Source organism: Nocardioides islandensis, assembly GCF_015352455.1.
Lineage (GTDB): Bacteria > Actinomycetota > Actinomycetes > Propionibacteriales > Nocardioidaceae > Nocardioides > Nocardioides islandensis.
Genome location: NZ_JADKPN010000002.1, coordinates 95,289 through 114,731 on the forward strand (window position 1 = coordinate 95,289; position 19,443 = coordinate 114,731).

The 19,443-nt window shown below is 70.3% G+C and carries 15 protein-coding genes and 2 pseudogenes; 9 read left to right on the forward strand and 8 right to left on the reverse strand.

The features are described 5' to 3' along the window. Nucleotides 1–90: 90 nt before the first annotated feature. The 3 genes and pseudogenes from ISU07_RS05930 to ISU07_RS25030 form a co-directional block, all read right to left on the reverse strand. Entirely contained in the window at nt 91–1,437 is a 1,347-nt protein-coding gene (locus tag ISU07_RS05930; RefSeq protein WP_228521380.1) for a nitrate/nitrite transporter, read from the reverse strand. Continuing rightward, a pseudogene (locus ISU07_RS25025) lies at nt 1,424–1,693 on the reverse strand (DUF2249 domain-containing protein); the annotation flags it as partial. The pseudogene ISU07_RS25025 and the gene ISU07_RS05930, both read right to left, overlap by 14 nt. 123 nt (nt 1,694–1,816) lie before the next feature. Further along, nucleotides 1,817–2,227, reverse strand: a pseudogene (locus tag ISU07_RS25030) (hemerythrin domain-containing protein); the annotation flags it as partial. Between the two features lie 95 nt (nt 2,228–2,322). On the opposite strand from ISU07_RS25030, the gene ISU07_RS05940 reads away from it, so the two are divergent. From ISU07_RS05940 to ISU07_RS24690, 3 genes are read left to right on the forward strand one after another with little or no spacing between them, the layout of a single operon-like run. Beyond that, the gene (locus tag ISU07_RS05940) at nt 2,323–3,006 is read left to right on the forward strand and encodes a helix-turn-helix transcriptional regulator (RefSeq protein WP_194705867.1); all 684 of its coding nucleotides are present in this window, start codon (nt 2,323–2,325) and stop codon (nt 3,004–3,006) included. 59 nt (nt 3,007–3,065) lie between these two features. Further along, nucleotides 3,066–4,205: a hypothetical protein gene (locus ISU07_RS05945; RefSeq protein ID WP_194705868.1), complete on the forward strand. Its 1,140-nt coding sequence runs from the start codon at nt 3,066–3,068 to the stop codon at nt 4,203–4,205. Then, the gene (locus tag ISU07_RS24690) at nt 4,202–6,940 is read left to right on the forward strand and encodes a multicopper oxidase domain-containing protein (protein ID WP_323742452.1); all 2,739 of its coding nucleotides are present in this window, start codon (nt 4,202–4,204) and stop codon (nt 6,938–6,940) included. Before ISU07_RS05945 ends, ISU07_RS24690 begins: the two co-directional genes overlap by 4 nt. On the opposite strand, the gene ISU07_RS05955 is transcribed toward ISU07_RS24690, so the two are convergent. The 3 genes from ISU07_RS05955 to ISU07_RS05965 form a co-directional block, all read right to left on the reverse strand. After that, the gene (locus tag ISU07_RS05955; RefSeq protein WP_323742453.1) at nt 6,930–8,012 is read right to left on the reverse strand and encodes a tellurite resistance/C4-dicarboxylate transporter family protein; all 1,083 of its coding nucleotides are present in this window, start codon (nt 8,010–8,012) and stop codon (nt 6,930–6,932) included. The two genes, ISU07_RS24690 and ISU07_RS05955, sit on opposite strands and share 11 nt — an antisense overlap. Before the next feature lie 519 nt (nt 8,013–8,531). Next, the gene (locus ISU07_RS05960; RefSeq protein WP_194705870.1) at nt 8,532–9,284 is read right to left on the reverse strand and encodes a ZIP family metal transporter; all 753 of its coding nucleotides are present in this window, start codon (nt 9,282–9,284) and stop codon (nt 8,532–8,534) included. Nucleotides 9,285–9,317: 33 nt separating this feature from the next. Continuing rightward, nucleotides 9,318–9,803, reverse strand: a complete 486-nt coding sequence (locus ISU07_RS05965; protein WP_194705871.1) for a MarR family winged helix-turn-helix transcriptional regulator — start codon at nt 9,801–9,803, stop codon at nt 9,318–9,320. Between the two features lie 88 nt (nt 9,804–9,891). Here ISU07_RS05965 and ISU07_RS05970 point away from each other — a divergent pair, with 88 nt between their 5' ends. The 6 genes from ISU07_RS05970 to ISU07_RS05995 are packed head-to-tail and all read left to right on the forward strand — an operon-like array spanning nt 9,892 to nt 16,516. After that, the gene (locus ISU07_RS05970) at nt 9,892–12,441 is read left to right on the forward strand and encodes a molybdopterin oxidoreductase family protein (protein ID WP_194705872.1); all 2,550 of its coding nucleotides are present in this window, start codon (nt 9,892–9,894) and stop codon (nt 12,439–12,441) included. Further along, nucleotides 12,441–12,905 carry a hypothetical protein gene (locus ISU07_RS05975; RefSeq protein WP_194705873.1) on the forward strand — a complete coding sequence of 155 codons (465 nt, stop codon included), beginning with the start codon at nt 12,441–12,443 and terminating at the stop codon, nt 12,903–12,905. Before ISU07_RS05970 ends, ISU07_RS05975 begins: the two co-directional genes overlap by 1 nt. Further along, entirely contained in the window at nt 12,902–14,704 is a 1,803-nt protein-coding gene (locus ISU07_RS05980) for a glycoside hydrolase family 15 protein (RefSeq protein WP_194705874.1), read from the forward strand. Before ISU07_RS05975 ends, ISU07_RS05980 begins: the two co-directional genes overlap by 4 nt. A gap of 52 nt (nt 14,705–14,756) precedes the next feature. After that, nucleotides 14,757–15,767 carry an SDR family oxidoreductase gene (locus ISU07_RS05985; RefSeq protein ID WP_194705875.1) on the forward strand — a complete coding sequence of 337 codons (1,011 nt, stop codon included), beginning with the start codon at nt 14,757–14,759 and terminating at the stop codon, nt 15,765–15,767. Next, a complete protein-coding gene (locus ISU07_RS05990; RefSeq protein ID WP_194705876.1) occupies nt 15,767–16,213 on the forward strand; it encodes a hypothetical protein in 447 nt (148 codons plus the stop codon). The genes ISU07_RS05985 and ISU07_RS05990 overlap by 1 nt, the downstream gene beginning before the upstream one ends. Before the next feature lie 9 nt (nt 16,214–16,222). Next, nucleotides 16,223–16,516: a hypothetical protein gene (locus tag ISU07_RS05995; RefSeq protein WP_194705877.1), complete on the forward strand. Its 294-nt coding sequence runs from the start codon at nt 16,223–16,225 to the stop codon at nt 16,514–16,516. A 10-nt stretch (nt 16,517–16,526) separates the two neighbouring features. On the opposite strand, the gene ISU07_RS06000 is transcribed toward ISU07_RS05995, so the two are convergent. Together ISU07_RS06000 and ISU07_RS06005 are read right to left on the reverse strand one after the other, a co-directional pair. Next, nucleotides 16,527–17,630, reverse strand: coding sequence for an enolase C-terminal domain-like protein (locus ISU07_RS06000; protein ID WP_323742454.1), 1,104 nt, complete (start codon nt 17,628–17,630; stop codon nt 16,527–16,529). 2 nt (nt 17,631–17,632) lie between these two features. After that, entirely contained in the window at nt 17,633–19,426 is a 1,794-nt protein-coding gene (locus tag ISU07_RS06005) for a thiamine pyrophosphate-requiring protein (protein ID WP_194705878.1), read from the reverse strand. Nucleotides 19,427–19,443 lie beyond the last annotated feature (17 nt).

Sequence of the window (19,443 nt, forward strand, 5' to 3'; positions counted from 1 at the left end):
GTCCTGCTGACCTTCGGGCTGGACCTCTGTGCTCACGGGCTCATCCTGACGTCGGGGATGGAGGGTCTTTGGTGGACGTTACCGAGAGGCTCAGGCTGGGCTCGGGTGGGATGCGGCTGTGTCGTGTGAGCGTTCGGTTCGTCGGACCACGGTCAGGGTCAGGATCAGAGTGAGCCCGGCGGTCACCGACAGGAGCCAGAGGCCGATCGCGTAGGAGTCGGTGCGACCGTAGACGTAGCCCATGATCAGCGGCGGCACGAACCCGCCGAGCCCGCCGGCAGCGCCCACCAGACCGGTCACCCCACCCACCCGGGAGGGGTCCGTGACCTTGGCGATCAGCGCGAAGGTGGCGCCACTGCCGGACCCGAGGGCGGCGGCCATGGCCAGGAACGCGGCCGTACCCACGTGCTCGAGGAGGGGATGCGTCGCGGCGACCCCCGCCCCCACCGCTACCACGGCGAACCCGCTGGCGAGGACCGGGATCGGGCCGATCCGGTCGGAAAGCCAGCCCCCGACCGGGCGCATGACGACGGCGACCAGGACGAAGCCCGCCATCCGATTGGCGGCGTCCGCTGGGGTCAGCGCGTAGTCGGTCTTGAGATAGGCGGGCAGGTACACCGAGAACGCGACGTATCCGCCGAAGGCGACCGCGTAGAGCGCGCAGGCCTGCCAGGTGATCGGCAGCCGGGCGTTGGCTGAGAGTCGGGTCAACAGTGGCGTGGTCGGGATCGTGCGTCCCGGCGCATCGCGCAGGATGAGCCATGCGGCGATCGCGTAGACCGTGAGGACACCTGCGGTGATCAGGAACGGCGCCTTGGATCCCACGTTGGTGAAGAGCTTCACGGTGGTCAGGGCGCTGATCGCGGTCCCGCCCATGCCTGCGCCAAAGATGCCGATCGCGAGGCCTCGGCGCGCCGGGGGGAACCACGCGTTCACGAACGGCACCCCGACCGCGAAGGCGGTGCCGGCGATGCCGAGGAAGAACCCACCCACCAGCAGCAGCGCGTAGGAGGAAAGGGCGAAGAAGGCGATGAACAGGATCGGCACGATGGTGACACCCGAGATGATGGGGAACATCACCCGGCCGCCGAACCTGTCGGTCAGGGCGCCGACCACGATCCGGCCCACCGAACCGACAATGACCGGCACCGCAACCAGCAGTGCCACGTCGGATTCGCTGAGTGTCCCGAGGGTGCCCTTGTCGCGGAACAGCGGGCCAAGCGGACTGATCAGGGCCCAGGCCCAGAAGTTCACGGCGAACCCGAGGGTCGCCATGGCCAGCATCAGCCACGGCGAGCCGGCCGTCTGGCGGGTACGACGTTCAGCCGGCGTCGATTCCTCAGTCGGTGCGGTCATGGTCGTCGTCCCCCTGGGCTCGTCGTGGTTTCCACTCTTGCTGACGGCGCCCGTGTTGCCAATGATCTCAGTCTCGTGCATCCGTGCGCTCCAGGGTGAGTCGCCAAACCTCGGGGCCGCGCTCGGTGTAGGCCACCGCGAAGGCTCCTGGCCAGCGCTGGTTGACTTGGCCGAGAAGCGGCAGCGGGTCGTGGGGTGCGACCAGCTCCAGGCCAGCGCCCGGCTGGACGGACTCCAACGCTCCGAAGATCGTCGCGTGCCGGATCACGTGTGGGATCGGGCGCACGTCCAGCTCGGGATACCCAGGGCTGTCGACCTCACCGCACGAGCAGCTGTGGCCCCCGCAGCCTTCATCTCCATGGTCCGGGGCGTTCGTATCGTCCGTATCGCCGAGGAGCTCGTGCATGCCACCGAGCAGGTCATGCAGCGAGACGCCGGGGGTGGCGGCAAGCAGCGGCACCACGAGGTCGTTCTCCTTGGTCAGGTGGGAGTCGAAGACCGCACGCAGTGCCACGGCCGACCCGGCAGCACGCAGCAGGTCCGCGGAGTCCGCCACCTCGCGCAGCAGCCCGGTGATGACGCCGTGCTCGCCGAGCATCGCTTCGACGAGCAGCCTGCCCTCGATGGTTGCCTGCGCGGCCGGGTACAGCGCCTGCTCCTCGGCCAGGGCGTGCGGTACCAGTTCGCGCTCGCACCAGTCCACCAGGTCACGACGGGCCCGCTCGGCTGCGGCGAGGTCGCGTCCGGAGGCGGCCGCGAACAGGGCCTCGGTGCGCAGTGTCAGGGCACCGGCCAGCCCGGCGTGGTGCTGCCTGACAGCCTCGGCGGCGTGGGCCTCGGCCTCGTTCGAGGCAATGACGAGCTCGGACATCTTGCGGTCTCCTTGAGTGGCAGGTTTGGTGAGTCGAGATTGATTTTATTACACTATGCTCCGTGGAAAATAATCGGCCCTCGACGCCCTCACCAATGACGACGGGCTACGGTCCCCGTCCGGGCACTGGCCGCGTTCGCGCGCCGCTGTCCAGGTCGCGGGCGGCGCTGCTGGAGACACTCCGGGCGCAGAGCGAGCCGACGACCCTCGCCGCGCTCGTGGCTGTCGCTGGCCTGCATGCCAACACGGTGCGCGAACACCTCGACGCGTTGGTGCGCCAGGGGCTCGCGCAACGTCACCCCGCGGCGCCGGCCGGCCGCGGGCGGCCCGCCTGGCTGTACGAGGCCGCCGGCAGCGACGCGGTCGCTGCACCTGAGTACGCCGGGCTCGCCGCGGCACTGGCCGCGGCGATCCACCGGACCAGCGCATCACCGAGGACGGACGCGGTCGCCGCAGGACGGGACTGGGGGCACGAGCTCGCACGCGAGCGCGGCGCCCGGCCGGCACCGAGCGCGGTCGCAGCCAGGCGGGAAGTGGTCTCCCTGCTCGACGAAGTGGGTTTCGCGCCCCAGGCCGACGCGCGCAGCTCCGTCGTTCGGCTGACCCGCTGCCCGTTGCTGGAGGCGGCCCACCGGTATCCGGAGGTCGTCTGCGGCGTGCACCTCGGCCTCACCCAAGGCGCACTCGAGGAGTTCGGTGCGGACCCCGTAGGCACCGAGCTCCTGCCGTTCGCGGAGCCAGGCGCCTGCCGCCTGCACCTGATGCGGCGGCCCCGATGAGCACCACCACCCGCCACCACAGCCCTCGTAGCGAGCTCGGCGCCCGCCACGCTCCCGGCGTGAGGGCTTCGCTGGTCCCCCGGGTCGCGTTGCTGGCTCCCGCCGGGATCGCCCTGCTGGCCGGCCTGGACGCCGCCCTGATGCTCCTCGACCTGCCTGCCCCGGTGCGCGTCGATCGGTTGCCCGAGGTGCACGGCATGCTCATGGTCCTCGGCTTCGTGGGCACCCTGATCGCGCTCGAACGAGCTGTCGCCTTGCGCCGCACCCTCGGCTTCGTCGCACCGGCGCTGCTCGGCCTCGGTGCCCTGGTGCTGCTCTCGCCGACGCCGCTCGTGGTCGGCCGAGGTCTGTTCACGGCCGGCGCCGCTGCGCTGGTCGGCCTGTACCTGCCGCTGTGGTGTCGACAGCGCGACGACGCGGTACTGGTCCAGGCCCTCGGAGCGGTGCTCGTCCTCGGCGCTGCCGTGCTGTGGCTGGGCGGGGCCGACGTGCCGGTCCTGGCGCCGTGGCTGGTCGGGTTCGTCGTGCTGACCATCGCCGGCGAGCGGCTCGAGCTCGCCCGAGTCGCGATGGGTCCCTCGGCTGGCAGCGCGCTGGTGCTCCTCGCGTGCGGGCTGTTGGCCGGGATCGTCGCCGCGTTGCTGTGGCCGCGACCGGGCACGGTCCTGCTCGGGGCGGCACTTCTCGTCCTGACCGGATGGCTCGCCGCCCATGACGTCGCCCGACGCACCATCCACGCCTCGAGCGGCCACTCGGGCCACCACCCGGGCCACAAGGCGGGCCACAAGGCGGGCCACAAGGCGGGCCTGGCTCGCTATGTGGCCAGCTGCATGCTGGCCGGCTACTGCTGGCTCGGCGTCGCCGGTGGCATCTGGATGCTCGGCGGTCCGGCGACCGAGGGCGTACGCTACGACGCGGTGCTGCACGCGGTGTTTCTCGGGTTCACGCTGTCGATGGTCATGGCCCACGCCCCGCTGATCCTGCCGGCGGTACTACGCCGACCTCTGCCGTACCACCCGGCCCTCATCGCCCCGGCCGTGCTGCTGCACGGCTCTCTGGCGCTGCGGCTCTGGGTGGGCGACGCTCTCGGCAGTCACAGCGCCTGGGTGATCGGAGGCGTCCTCAACATCGCGGCCGTGCTGTCGTTCCTTGCCGTCGCTGTGGGATGCGCGGTCCGCGGCACCCGGAGCCCGGCGTGAGCAGCCACAGCGAGCAGGCCGGTCTCGAGCAGGCGGTCGTCAGGAGGCAGGGCAGTCGTGGTTTCTGGCCGCTGCGCGACCTGCCGGTGCTGGTCTGGTTGGCGGCCACGGTCGTGGTCGCACTCGTGCACCCGTTCGTACCGGCGCCACGCTGGCTGATGATCCATCTGCTCATGCTGGGGGCGGTCAGCCACGCCATCGTGGTCTGGAGCCGGTACTTCACCGACGCGCTGTTGCATTCGGCCGAGGATGACCGTCGCAGCCAGAACCGGCGGCTGCTGCTGCTCAACGGCGGCGTCATCCTCGTGGTGGTAGGCGTCCCCTCCCATGTGTGGCCCCTGACCCTGCTCGGCGCGACTGCGGTCGGCTCCGCGGTCCTGTGGCACGGCTGGACGATCCTGCGCCAGCTGCATGCGGCGCTGCCGGCCCGGTTCGGATCCTCTGTGCGCTACTACGTGGCGGCCGCCTGCTTCTTGCCCGTCGGCGCGGGACTGGGCACGGCGCTCGCGCGCGATCTCGCCGATCCCTGGCACACCCGGCTGGTCGTCGCGCACGCTGCGGTGAACCTGCTCGGTTGGGTCGGTCTCACCGTTGTCGGCACGCTGGTCACCTTGTGGCCGACGATGCTGCGCACGAGGATCGCCTCGGGCGCTGAGCGAGCCACGACCCGGGCGCTCCCGGTGCTGGTCTGCTCGGTGCTGGTGACCGCGGGCGGCGCGTCCGCAGGCGTGCGCCCACTCGCCGCCGTGGGGATCGCCGGATATGTGACCGGGCTGTTGCTCACCGCCCCGGCGTTCGTCGACGCGCTGCGCCGCAAACCGCCGACCGCGTTCCCGGCCTGGTCGGTCCTGTCGGGGCTGACGTGGCTGGTCGGCACCCTGGTCGCCCTCGGCGCGGGTATCGGCGCCGCGTCCTCCTGGCCTCAGGTCCATGAGGTGTTCGGCTGGCTGACGCCGTTCCTGGTCGCGGGCTTCGGTGCCCAGGTGCTCCTCGGTGCCCTGTCCTACCTGGTCCCGGTCGCCCTCGGTGGCGGGCCGACGCCGGTCCGGGCAGCGAACCTCGTCCTGGATCGAGGTGCCCCGCTGCGGCTGGTGGTGACCAACACCGGCCTGCTTCTCTGCGCGCTGCCGGTGCCCAGCACGGTCCGGGTGCTCGCCTCGGTCCTCGTCCTGGTCGCGCTGGCCGCCACGCTGCCGTTGCTGATCCTCGCGGTGCGTGCCTCGCGCTCCGCGACGGCGCACCCGACGAGTGCCCCAGGGGGCGCGCGAGTTCCGCACGGCCGGCCGGCGGGCCAGATGTCCGGCCTCGCCGCGACCGGACTCGCCGTCGTGGTGATGGCAGTGGCTGCCGGCGTCGCGGTCGACCCGGCCGTCCTCGGTGCCGGGACCACCGTGTCGGCGGCGGCCGGGGTCGCCGCGACCGGCGAGACCACGACCGTCGAGGTCGAGGCGCGCGACATGAGGTTCACCCCGGCCACCATCTCGGTGCCGGCCGGCAACCGACTGGTGATCGTGCTGACCAACACCGACGACGAGGACGTGCACGACCTGGTGCTCGAGACCGGAACCGACAGCGGCCGCCTCTCCCCCGGCGAGACCGTACGCGTCGAGGTCGGAGTGGTCGGCCGCGACCTCGACGGCTGGTGCTCGGTCATCGGCCACAAGCAGATGGGCATGGTCCTCACCGTCCACGTCACCGGGACTGGCACCGGGACTGGCACCGGCGCTGCACCTACCACGGCGGCTGCGTCGTCCGAGGGGCACGCCAGCCACCTGCACGGGCCAGGCGTGAATGACGGCGACCCGTCCCCCGCCGAGACCGACGAGACCCGCGAGGTCGAGCCCACCCCGGCTACGGACCATCTGGACCTGATGGCCGAACCCTCGCCGGGATGGGCGGCGCGCGACGCTGCCTTGCCGCCGTTGCCGGCGTTGCCGAGAAGCCGGGTGCACCGGCGTACGTTCGTTGTCCGAGACGTCGAGCGCGAGGTCGCCCCGGGGGTCACCCAGCGACTGTGGACCTATGGCGGCACCGCCCCCGGGCCGGTGCTGCACGGTCGGGTCGGGGACCGGTTCGAGATCACCCTGATCAACAGTGGGTCGATCGGTCACTCGATCGACTTCCACGCCGGAGCACTCGCCCCGCAGCGTCCGATGCGCACCCTCGCACCGGGGCAGTCACTGACCTACCGCTTCCGCGCCACCCGCGCGGGGGTGTGGCTGTACCACTGCTCCACCATGCCGATGTCGGCCCACATCGCCAACGGCCTCTTCGGCGCTGTCGTCATCGAGCCTCGCCACCTGCCGTCCGTCGACCGCAGCTACCTGCTGGTGCAGTCCGAGCTCTACCTCGGCGAGCAGGGCGGGGAGGTCGATGTCACCAAGCTGGCCGACGAGAACCCCGACCTGGCCGTGTTCAACGGCTTCGCCAACCAGTACGACCACGCCCCCCTGACCGCACGGGTCGGAGAAAGGGTCCGGGTGTGGGTCCTCGACGCCGGCCCCAACCGGCCGACCTCGTTCCACGTGGTCGGCGCCCAGTTCGACACCACCTACGCCGAGGGCGCCTACCTGCTGCGACGCGGGGAAAGCGGTGCGCAGAGCCTCGGGCTGCAGGCCGCCCAGGGTGGGTTCGTCGAGCTCACCTTCCCCGAACCCGGCGACTACCCGTTCGTCTCACACGTGATGATCGACGCGGAACGCGGAGCGCACGGGAACTTCCGTGTCAGCCCCTGACCACGGGCTTCGTAGTGCTCGACTCCAGGCAGCCCGGCGCGACCACTGTCCGGAACAGGTGCACGACCATGGCTACGAAGACCAGCACACACGCGGCGAAAGCCACCCACAGCCCAGCACTGCCCACGGTCTCCACCACCGGCAGGTGGTCGGCCCGGCCCAGGTAGATCCCGGCCACCGCGTACATGCCCAGCGGAAAGATGATGCTCCACAGCGTCGCCTCGTACCGCAACGGCACCCGCCGGCGGACGTGACGCCACCAGCCCGCCGCGACCAGAACCGGGATCAGCCACGTCGCGAAGGCCCAGAACACCACCGCCAAGCCCGCGATCAGGTCACGAGTCGCCGCGACCATCGGCGCGTCCGCCATCTCCACGATCCGGGCGCCAGCGAGCACGGTGATGGCCAGGGCGCCCATCGAGACCCAGTACGGCGGGGTCAGATCCTCGGGGCCGAACTCGTAGAGCATCAGCCGCAGCGAGACCAGTATCCCGGCCGCGCCGTACAGGAACACTCCGACCGACCACGACATGATCGCCAGCACCGCGAGCTCACGCCGTACAGGGTCGAAGACCGGTTCGATGGTTGCTGCCGCCACCGCGACGGACTGGCTGGCCACCACCCAGATGAACCAGGTGCCGTTGGCGGTAGCCAGCACAGGGCGTTCCTGACGACCCAGCACTGCGGTCCACGGCACCACGTAGCCGAGAGCCAGCCAGGCGACACCCGCGAGGACGAGCAACACCGCGGTAGCCTCGTGCAAGCCAGCAAGGCCGAGGCGGACACCGAGCACATTGGTGCCGGCAACGAACGTGAAGAACCCGAACCCCCGGCGCGGATCGGTGAAGTCCTCGATCACCGCACTCCGGTAGGCGACCAGCCGCCAGCCGGTCAGCGCCACCAGCACAACGAACCCGGAGCAGCACACGCCTACCAGCCCCGCGGACAGGATGTCGAAGCGCTCAAGGTGCATCCCGACGGACAGGATCCCCGTGGCCATCACCAGCGCGAAGTAGCCAGGCGTCAGCCCCTCGACAGCCCGGACGACGCGATCACCGAGTCCTTCAGCCACGCTCGGAGTTTCGCACGCAGGGGTGCTCGCGGATTGGGATGCCGTTCGCACTGACCTCGATCTGCGAGACGAACGACCCCGGGACGTGCGTGCATCGCAGTCACATGGCGTCCTCGGAGATCACCGAGGAGCGAACCAGGTCGGCGAGACTGACGACGTTTCCTGCTCGACCCCGGCGGTCGGCACGGAAGGCGCCACGTGTGTGAAGTCATCGGATTCGCACGGCTACGGTCAGCAGAAACAACGGAGTCTTCGACCGCTTCGAGTCCGTGTCGGGAGTCGGGGATGACGATCAGACCACCGGGTGATCCGTTCCATCGACTCTCCCCGTCCACCAGGGTGACGCGCGGCCTTGCGGAACCTGAAGGGTTCCTTCGCCAGGGCTTTCGTGCTCGTCGAGGTCGCTCCCCGATCGGAGGGCGACGAGCGTTTGGCGCAATACACGTTCGTAGCCCCCATAGATCGTGTGAGCGCTGCGACCGCGGGACGAAGTCAAGGTCCGTGAATGAGGCGATCCGACTATCCCGCGCGTCCGATGGTGAACGCTGTCAGGAATCCCAGGGTGGCGATGAGGCCGGCGTAGAGATGGGTGCGCTCGAACGCTTCGGGGATCATCGTGTCGGCGACCATGGTCAGGATCGCTCCGGCGGCTAGGGCGGTGATGGCCGCGACCAGTCCGTTCGGGGCTCCCTGGAGCAGGAGGCAGCCGAGCAGGCCGGCCGCGCCACTGGCGACGGCGACGCCGACCCAGACTCCGAACACGTACCGGGCCGAGCGTCCGTTGTGCTTCATGCCCGCTGCGCTGGACAGCCCCTCCGGCAGGTTAGAGATGAAGATCGCGGCGAGCACCGGGATCCCGATGCCGTTTCCGCCGAGGAGCGAGAGGCCGAGGACGACGGACTCCGGGATGCCGTCGAGGAGGGCGCCGATCGCGATCGCGGATCCGCTTCCGCTCTGCTCCTGCTCGCTGGGCTGCTGTTCACCTGAACGCTTGCGGTGTCGCGCTCCTCGCTTGGCCAGCACGAGGTTGGCCAGCAGGTAGGCGACTGCGCCGACGAGGAAACCGAGCACGGTGGCGGTGAGGCCGCCCTTGGTCTCGGCCTCGTCGACGAGGTCGAACGCGAGCGCGGAGATGAGCACCCCCGCCCCGAAGGCCATCACCGAGGCAACGATCCGTTGGGGGACTTCGACCATCCAGGCGACCAGTGCTCCCACGACGAGGGCACCGCCAGCGGCCAGGCCCCACAGGCCGGCTTGCAGCCAGATCGGCATCTCAACCAGCTTTCTCGGGCGCGATGATCGGTCTCACAGGATGTGCGCCGTCCACTGCGCCTCGCCGACTTCGTTCGCGGCTTCGCCGAAGGCGGTGAGTGCGGTGATGGCCGCCTCGACGTTGTCGGGCGACATGTGGCTGAGGATGCGTCGGACCTCGTGTCGTCGGTGATCTCGGACCGTCTCCAGGAGCTCGCGCCCGGACGCCGTCAAGGACACCTCGACGGCCCGCCCGTCGGTGGTCGACCGGTCGCGGGAGACCAGCCCCAGCTTCTGGAGCCGGTCGCACAGCCGGCTGGCGTTGGACGCGTTCACCTCCAGCTGTCCGGCCAGGGTCCCCACGGTCTGATCTCCCCCCGTCGCCAGCAGCACCAGCAGGCGGTGCTGGACCAGCGTCACCTCGACCGGCGCGGCGTTGACGGAGCGAACGGCGGTCCCCACGAGTGCTCGACTGACGGTGATGAACGCGTCGGCCAGCGCGTCATCCACCGCCGAGGACGCCCGCGCACGCTTCGTCATTGGTCCCTTTCGAGTCATGTGCTTTCCTTGCTGTCAAGCATACATGCGCAAGCGCATGTTCATTGGAGGCTGGGGGTACTGGGACCGCATGAGCACGAACAGCACGACCTCGGACAGGGTGGCGAAGGTCTTCGGCGAGGAGACCCCGCACCCGCGCGGAACCGTATGGCCGGCCAGGGTCGACCAGTACCTCGACGAAGGCCTCGATGAGCAGGACGTCGACCGGTGGGTCCAGTCCGCGTGCCTGCTGTGCAGCAACGGGTGCGGCGCAGACATCGCGGTCAAGGACGGTCGCATGGTCGGCATCCGTGGACGAGCGGGCGACACCGTGAGCCACGGACGCCTAGGCCCGAAGGGCCTGTACGGCAGTACCCCATGGGCAGCGTCCCCCGACCGTCTCACCCGTCCCCTGATCCGGGAGGACGGCCGGCTGGTCGAGACCGACTGGGACACCGCGATGGGCCGCATCGTGGAGGTGAGCAAGAGGCTCCTCGCCGAGAAGGGCCCGTTGAGTCACGGTTTCTACACCTCGGGCCAGCTGTTCCTGGAGGAGTACTACACCCTCGCCGTGATCGGCAAGGCCGGGCTCGGAACCCCGCACATGGACGGCAACACCCGCCTGTGCACCGCGACCAGCGCGGCGGCGTTCAAGGAGTCGTTCGGTGCTGACGGCCAGCCCGGGTCCTACACCGACATCGAGCACTGCGACGCGATCTTCCTCTACGGCCACAACATGCCGGAGACCCAGACCGTGCTCTGGACCCGGATCCTGGACCGCACGCGCGGGGAGGATCCGCCTCGGATCGTCTGCGTGGACCCCCGACGCACCGCCGTCGCCGAGGAAGCGACGCGCACCGGGGGCGTCCACCTCGCGCCGCGTGTCGGCACCAACCTGGCGTTGATGAACGGCCTGGTGCGCGAGCTGTTCATCCACGGCTGGATCGCCAACGACTGGGTCGCCGAGCACACCGTCGGCATCGAGGGCCTGCGCGACATCGTCGACCCGTACACCCCCGAGCACGTCGCCGATATCTGCGGGATCGACGCCGACGACCTGCGCTCCGCCGCCCGCATCTTCGGAGAGAGCGACAACGTGCTCTCCACGGTCCTCCAGGGCTTCTACCAGTCCCACCAGGCCACCGCATCCTCGGTGGCCGTGCACAACCTCCACCTGCTGCGCGGGATGATCGGGCGTCCCGGCGCCGGGGTGCTACAGATGAACGGGCAGCCCACCGCCCAGAACAACCGGGAGTGCGGCGCCGACGGGGACCTGCCGGGCTTCCGCAACTGGGACAACCTCGACCACGTCCGGCAGCTGGCCGACGCGTGGAACGTGGACGTGATGACGATCCCGCACTGGGCGCCTCCCACCCACGCCATGCAGATCATGTCCTACGCCGAGACGGGGTCGATCGGGTTCTTGTGGATCTCGGCGACCAACCCGGCCGTGTCGATGCCGGAGTCCGCGCGGATCCGCAAGATCCTCGCCGGCGACCAGTGCTTCACCGTGGTCCAAGACCTGTTCCTCACCGAGACCGCAGAGCTGGCCGACGTCGTCCTGCCGGCAGCCGGGTGGGGTGAGAAGACGGGTTGCTTCACCAACGTCAACCGCGTCGTGCATCTCTCCGAGCAGGCGGTCGAGCCACCGGGTGAGGCGCGCAGCGACCTCGACATCTTCCTGATGTACGCCGACGCCATGGGCTTCACCGACCGCGACGGTGCCCCCGTCGTCCCGTGGCGCACCCCAGAAGAGGCGTTCGACGCGTGGGCCGCGGTCACCGCCGGCCGCCCCGTCGACTACACCGGACTGTCCTACGCCAAGCTGCGCGGCCCCTCCGGGATCCCCTGGCCGGTCAACGCCGAGCACCCCGACGGGACCGACCGGCTGTACACCGACGGTGTCTTCCCCACCGGCACCGACTACTGCGAGACCTACGGCCACGACCTCATCACCGGCGGCACGGTCAGCGAACAGGAACACCGCGCCATGGCCTCGGCCGGACGCGCATTCCTCAAGGGTGCGCCGTACACCCCCGCGCACGAGACACCCAGCGACGAGTACCCCCTGTTGTTCACCACCGGCCGGACCGTCTACCAGTTCCACACCCGCACCAAGACCGGCCGCGCACGCTCCCTCGACCAGGCGGCACCCGATGCCTGGGTCGAGCTCTCGCCCGCCGACGCCGGTCCGCTCGGCATCGACGAGGGCGACTGGGTGCGGGTCGAGTCGCCACGGGGGGCGATTCAGGTACGGGCTCGCATCGGGCGCGTCATGCAGGGTGCGGTTTTCGCGCCGTTCCACTACGGACACTGGGACCCCGACGACCTCGCCGACGCCGACCACCGCACCGCGAACGAGCTCACCATGACCGTCTGGGACCCGGTGTCCAAGCAACCGACGTTCAAGACCGCCGCCTGCCGCGTCACGCGCCTGCGAGCCGGGGACGGCCCGGCGCCGGCCCCCACCAACACGGCGTCGGCTCCCGCCTCCGGCGCGAACGACGCCGCGGCCGCGGTGCCGGTGACCGGCGGTGGGTCTGCGACCTCGAGCCGGGTGCTCACCGAGACGCCGCGCTACGCGCTCGACCCCAGCCAGGTCGGGTCCAGCCACGTCGAGTCCAGCAGGGAGGACCACTGATGCCCCACCTCTCCACCTACGTCGCCCTGGCCGACCACAGCGAGCAGACCCTGGCGGAGTCCCTGAGGGCGGTGGCCGAGGGTCACGCCCGTCAGGCCGACGTGTTCCACACCTGCCACACCCTGGCCGGGTGGAGCGACCAGCATCGCCAGGACCTGGCACCCGTGGTCGAGCGGTACGGCGAGCAGGAGGACGTCGACGAGCCCGAGCGCCTGCGCGCGGACGCACTGACCAACACCCGCGAGGGCGAGATCGGGCTGCTGCGTGACCTTCAGGACCTGCACCTGCTGGCCACCTTGGTGCACAGCACCTGGACCGTGATCGCCCAGGGCGCCCAGGGCCTTCGTGATCACCAGCTGCTCGACGTGGCCACCTCCAGCAGGCAGGAGACCACTCGGCAGCTGACCTGGCTGACGACCCGGATGAAGCAGGCTGCTCCGCAAGCATTGATCGTCGCCTCATGACCCGACGCTCCACCGGCGACTTGTTGCGACCCGCCCCGCACGTGCTGCGTCAGTACGCGCTGATCGCCGACGGCGAGCGCGGTGCCTTGGTCGGGCCCCGCGGAGACATCGCGTTCCTGTGCGCGCCGAGCTGGCACGACGACGCGGTGTTCTCCAGCCTGCTCGGCGGCCAGGGCGGGTACGGCATCAGCCCGGCGGACGACCGCTTCGTGTGGGGCGGCTACTACGAGCCGAGCAGCCTGGTCTGGCGCAGCCGCTGGGTTTCGCACCACGCGGTCACCGAGTGCCGCGAGGCCCTGGCGTTTCCCGGCGACCCCGAGCGGGTCGTCTTGCTGCGACGCATCGACGCCACGCGTGGCGTGGCACACGTGCAGGTCGGTCTCGATGTCCGCGCCGAGTTCGGCGCCCGGACGATGACCGTCGCCCGCAGCGAGGACGGTCACTGGCACGGTCACTCCGGCGACCTGGCCTACCGCTGGACCGGAGCCACCCGCCATGCGCAGCTGCACGACGGCCGGCTCGTGCTCGATCTCGTCGTCCCCGCTGGGGAGTCGCGTGACCTCGTCCTGGAGATCTCCCGGACCGCCCTCCCCCGGGAGCCGCCTGAGCCGGGTCGGTTGTGGGACCGCACGGAGCGAGCATGGCGGCACGGCGTCCCCGAGATGAGCACCTCGGTGACCCCCGGGGAGTCGCAACACTCGTACGCCGTCCTCCGCGGACTCACCACCAGCGGGGGCGCCATGGTCGCCGCGGCCACCACCTCGCTGCCCGAGCGCGCCGACCAGGGACGCAACTACGACTACCGCTACGCCTGGATCCGCGACCAGTGCTATGCCGGACAGGCCGCAGCCGCCATCGGGGAACACACCTTGCTCGACGGGGCCGTCCGGTTCGTGTCCGAACGGGTCCTGGCCGACGGGCCGGACCTGCGACCGGCGTACACCATCTCCGGCGGCCGGGTGCCGGACCAGCACGACGTCACGCTGCCGGGTTACCCCGGCGCGGCCGTGCGGACCGGCAACTGGGTCAACAACCAGTTCCAGCTCGACGCCCTGGGCGAGGCCCTCCTGCTCCTGGCGGCTGCCGACGACCTCGGACGACTCGACGACGATGGTCGCCGAGCGGTCGCGACCCTGGTCGACGCGATCGCCAAGCGTCACGACGAACCTGACGCCGGCATCTGGGAGATCGACAACCGCCGCTGGGCACACTCCCGCCTCATGTGTGCCGCCGGTCTGCGCGCCGCCGCCGCAGCTCCCTCCGGCCGATCGGAGAATGCGGAGCAGTGGCGCCGGCAGGCCGACGAGCTGGTCGCGTCGGTGGACCGCGACTGCCTCCACCCCACCGGTCGATGGCAGCGGTCCCCCGACGACTCCGCGGTCGACGCTGCCCTGCTCCTGCCCGGGATCCGTGGCGCGGTCGTTGCCGAGGACCCGCGCAACCGCGCCAGCGTCTCCGCGGTCCTGGAGGAGCTGACCGACGACGGGTACGTCTACCGGTTCCGCCACGATCCCGAACGGCCCCTCCACGAGAGCGAAGGAGCGTTCGTCCTCTGTGGGTTCCTGATGTCGATGGCGCAGCTGAACCTCGGCAGGCGGGAGGAGGCCGTGCGCTGGTTCGAACGCAACCGCGCCGCCATGGGACCACCCGGACTCTTCGCAGAGGAGTACGACGTCGTGCAACGCCAGCTGCGCGGCAACCTCCCCCAGGCCTTCGTCCACGCGTTGCTCCTCGAGAGCGCCCACCGACTCGGGCGAGCAGGCGTCGGTTCGACGGGATTCCAGGCCCGTGCCAGGTGACCGGTCGTGAGCGACCGCCACACACCAGATCGCAGCAGAGAAAGGACACCTGATGAGCGTCAAGAAGAGTCCCCGCGTCGTCGTCATCACCGGAGCGTCCGGTGGCATCGGACGGGCCAGCGCCCGGCTGTTCGCCCAGCAGGGTGACCACGTCGCGCTCCTCGCCCGAGGCAGCGCCGGCTTGGAGGCGGCCGCCCGGGAGCTCCGCGACCTCGGCGGGGACGCCCTGGCGATCAGCGTCGACACTGCCGACCATGAGGCGCTCGACCGCGCTGCCGACCAGGTCGAGGCCGAGCTCGGCCCCATCGACGTGTGGGTCAACGACGCCTTCACCTCGGTGTTCGCCCGCTTCGTCGACATCGAACCCGAGGAGTTCCGCCGCGTCACCGAGGTGACCTACCTCGGATTCGTCAACGGCACCCGCAGCGCCCTGCGGCACATGCTGCCTCGCGACAGCGGCGTGATCGTGCAGGTCGGCTCTGCCCTCGCCCACCGCGGGATCCCGCTCCAGTCGGCCTACTGCGGTGCCAAGCACGCCATGTGGGGATTTCACGAGTCCCTGTTGACCGAGCTGCGCCACGACCACAGCAACGTGCAGCTCACGTCCGTGGCGATGCCGGCCGTCAACACCCCGCAGTTCAGCTGGGTGCTCTCCAAGCTTCCCCACCAGGCGCAACCCGTTCCACCGATCTACCAGCCCGAGGTCGCCGCTCGCAGCGTCCTGTACGCCGCCGCTCACCCCGAACGACGGGCCTACTGGGTCGGCGCGGCCACCGTCGGCACGATCATCGGCAACCGGCTGGCCGGCGGTCTCCTGGACCGGTACCTGGGTCGGACCGGGTTCGCCTCCCAGCAGACCGACGACCCGAAGCCGCCCGACCAGCCCTCGAACCTCTTCGAACCAGCCGACGACGACCACGACTTCGGCGCCCACGGCCTCTTCGACACCCGGGCCTCTCGACACTCCCCCCAGGCCTGGGCCTCGCGGCACCGCCGCGTGCTGGCCAGCGCGGCCGCAACCGCTGCCGTCGCGGGTGGCCTCCGAGCAGTCAGGCAGCGCTGATGCGCACGGTCGACGCGGCCCGTCTGGGCCTGGGTCTGGCCCTGCTGGTCCGGCCAGACCTACCTCAGGATGCCCTCGCGACGCGCACGTTGGGACAAGGGAGCGGACCGATCACCGACTCCGTGGCGCGTCGGGTCATCCAGGCCCTCGGCGCACGGTACGTCGTGCAGGGTCTCGCCGGTGCCGTCCTGCGGTCGCGCTGGGTGCCCGCCGCCGACGCGACCGTCGACCTGGTCCATGCGGCCTCCATGCTCGCCGTCGCCCACCTCGTCCCGGAGCACAGGCGCCTGGCGACCACCAGCGCCGCCGCAGCACTCCTGTTCGTCGTCGCCGACCTGCGGGCAACCACTCACGTCATGCCCAGGGTCCACGTCGTGGGAACGCCTCCGCGTCCGCGGGACCTGGCCCGATGGGCGGCCGCGACGAACCGCCAGCAACCGACCTGAGGAGAGATCGTGACAGACAACGTGACCCGTCGACACCGAAGCCACCTGGTGCGGCCCCGCTGGGTCTGGGGCGGTCTCGTCATCGCCCTCCTCGGCGTCTGCCTGCTCGGATGGGGCATCGCCATCTTGTCGGGGGCGCAGTCCATTGCCGGCGCTGTGCTGCTGCTGGTGGGCGCGGCCGCCAGCGTCGGCGGCGGCATCAGGTTCGACGGCCGCACCCACCTCGCCGTCGGAGAGGAGATGCGCGAGGTTCGCGAGGGCGACGTCCACGAGGGCATCGGGCCCGGCGACACGTTGAGCTGAGCCGGCTGTCTCAGCCCACGCGGTAGGCGGCCACGTCACTGCTACGCAGGGTCAGCCCGTTCCCCGGGGCGTCGGGGTCCGGTCGGATCGAGCCGCCAGTGGGGTCGAGGGTGCCGTCGAAGAACATCGACTCGATGCGGACGTGGTCGTGGAACCATTCCAGGTGCCGCAGGTTGGGAACGGCTGCGGCGGCGTGGACGTGAAGGTGCGGCGCGCAGTGGCCGGAGACCTCCAGCCCGAACGACGCCGCGACCGCGGCGACCCGGAGCCACTCGCTGACGCCGCCGCAGCGGGACGCGTCGGCCTGGAGGCAGTCCACCGCACCAGATGCGCACATGCGACGGAAGTAGTACAGGTCCTGTCCGTACTCACCTGCGGTGACGTCGGGTGAGACGGCGTCGCGGATCTCCCGGAGCCCGGCCAGGTCGTCGGAGGAGACCGGTTCCTCGAACCACGCGACTCCGTGTTCGGCGGCGGCTGCCATCACGCGGATCGCCTGTTTGCGGCCGTAGCCGCCGTTGGCGTCGACGAACAACTCGGCCGTCTCGCCGATGACTCCGCGGGCTTGACCGATCCTGTCGAGGTCCCGGGCGGTGTCGGCCCCCCACGACTCGCCGATCTTGATCTTGACCCGCGGAATCTGCTGCTCCACCGCCCAGTGGGTCAACTGGTCTCTCAGCTGTGCCTCGTCGTAGCTGGTGAAGCCACCACTGCCGTAGACGGGGACCTGGTCGCGCACGGCTCCCAGGAGCCGGTGCAGGGGCTGTTCGAGCAGGCGGGCCTTGAGGTCCCACAGCGCCACGTCGACCGCGGAGATGGCATAGCCGACCACACCGACGCGACCGGCGTTGCGCACGGCCTTCACCATGGCGTCGAGGCAGCCGCCGACGTCCATGGCCTCGCGACCGACCACGAGGGGTGCCAGCTGGTCGCTCACCACGGTCGCACAGGCCCGGGGGCCGTAGGTCCAGCCGATGCCGGTCGTCTCTCCGGACCTCACGGTCACCAGAACCATCGTGGTGGCATCCCAGCCGAGGGTCCCGTCGGCCTCTGGTGCGTCGGTGGGCACCTCGTAGGCCGAGACGTCGAGCGAGGTGATCGGTGCGTCGGTCACGGTCAGTCGCTCGAGTGCGGGAGGAACTCTTGGGCCTTGGTCTTCAGGCCCTCCTTGATGATCCCCCAGCGGTTCTCGTCGCCCTTGAGCATGGCCTCGGCGGCATCCTTCATCTGCTCGAAGGTGGCGTGGGGTGGGATCGGGGGCACGTCGGGGTCGGTGTGGAAGTCGATGACCGTCGGCCGGTCGGCGGCCAGGGCCCGCTCCCACGCCGGCGCGACGTCGTCGGGGCTGGTGACCGTGATCGCCTGGAGGCCCAGGCTGGAAGCGAAAGCCGCGAAGTCGACGTCCGGCAGGATCTGGGACTCGGCGAACTTCGGGGAGCCCTCCATCGCCCGCATCTCCCAGGTGACCTGGTTGAGGTCGTTGTTGTGCAGGACCGCGATCACCAGTCGTGGGTCCTCCCATTGATGCCAGTAGTGCTTGACCGTGATCAGCTCGGCCATGCCGTTCATCTGCATCGCGCCGTCCCCTGCGAACACGATCACCGGCCGCTCGGGGCAGCCGAACTTGGCCCCGATGCCGTAGGGGACGCCCGGGCCCATGGTGGCGAGGTTTCCCGACAGCGATCCGCGCATGTCGCCGCGGAACTTCAGCTGTCGGGCGTACCAGTTGGCCGACGACCCGGAGTCCGCGGTGACGATGGCATTGTCGGGCAGCCGCGAGGAGAGCTCGTAGAACAACCGCATGGGGTTGACCGGATCGGCCGTGACCATGGCCTCGGCATCCATCACCTCCCACCAGCGCCTCACCTTGGACTCGATGACCTCGCGCCAGGATCGGTCGTCCTTGCGGGTCAGGTGCGGGATCAGGGCGCGGAGCGTCGCTGCGGCGTCGCCGACGAGGTTGATCTCGTAGGGGTACCGCATCCCGATGTACTTGGCATCGACGTCGATCTGGACCGCCCGCGCCTGGTCGAGCTCCGGCATGAACTGGGTATAGGGGAAGCTGGAACCGACGGTGAGCAGGGTGTCGCAGCCCATCATCATCTCGTAGCTCGGCCGGGTCCCCAGCAGGCCGATCGAGCCGGTCACGTAGGGGAGATCGTCGGCGAGCACGTCCTTGCCGAGCAGGGCCTTCGCGACGCCGGCGCCGAGGAGCTCGGCGACCTCGGCGAGCTCCGCCCGGGCGCCTCGGGCTCCGGAACCGGCGAGGATGGCGACCTTGCTGCCGGCGTTGAGCAGGTCCGCGGCCCGGACGATGGCGGCGTCGTCCGGAAGCGGGGTGGGCCATTCGACACCCATGCTGGAGGGCACCATCTTGAACGCGTGGCCGGGGGCTGAGTACTCCAGCTCCTGCACGTCGGAAGGGATGATGATGGCGGTGGGGGCCCGCTCGGCCACCGCGATCCGGATGGCGCGGTCCAGCACGTTGGGCAGCTGTTCGGGCACGGTGACCATCTGCACGTACTCACTGGCCACGTCCTTGAACAGCGAGAGCAGGTCGACCTCCTGCTGGTAGGACCCGCCCATCGCCGACCGGCTGGTCTGCCCGACGATCGCGACGACCGGGACGTGGTCCAGCTTGGCGTCGTAGAGGCCGTTGAGCAGGTGGATGGCTCCGGGACCGGAGGTGGCCATGCACACGCCGACGCGGCCGGTGAACTTCGCGTACCCGACCGCCTCGAACGCGCTCATCTCCTCGTGGCGGGACTGGACGAACATCGGGTCGTCGCCGGCGCGGGCCCACGCGGCCAGGATGCCGTTGATGCCGTCGCCGGGGAAGGCGAACACCTTGTCCACGCCCCAGTCGCGCAGACGCTCGAGCAGGTAGTCCGCCACGTTCTTCGAGGACATGGGTCTTCTCCTTGGGG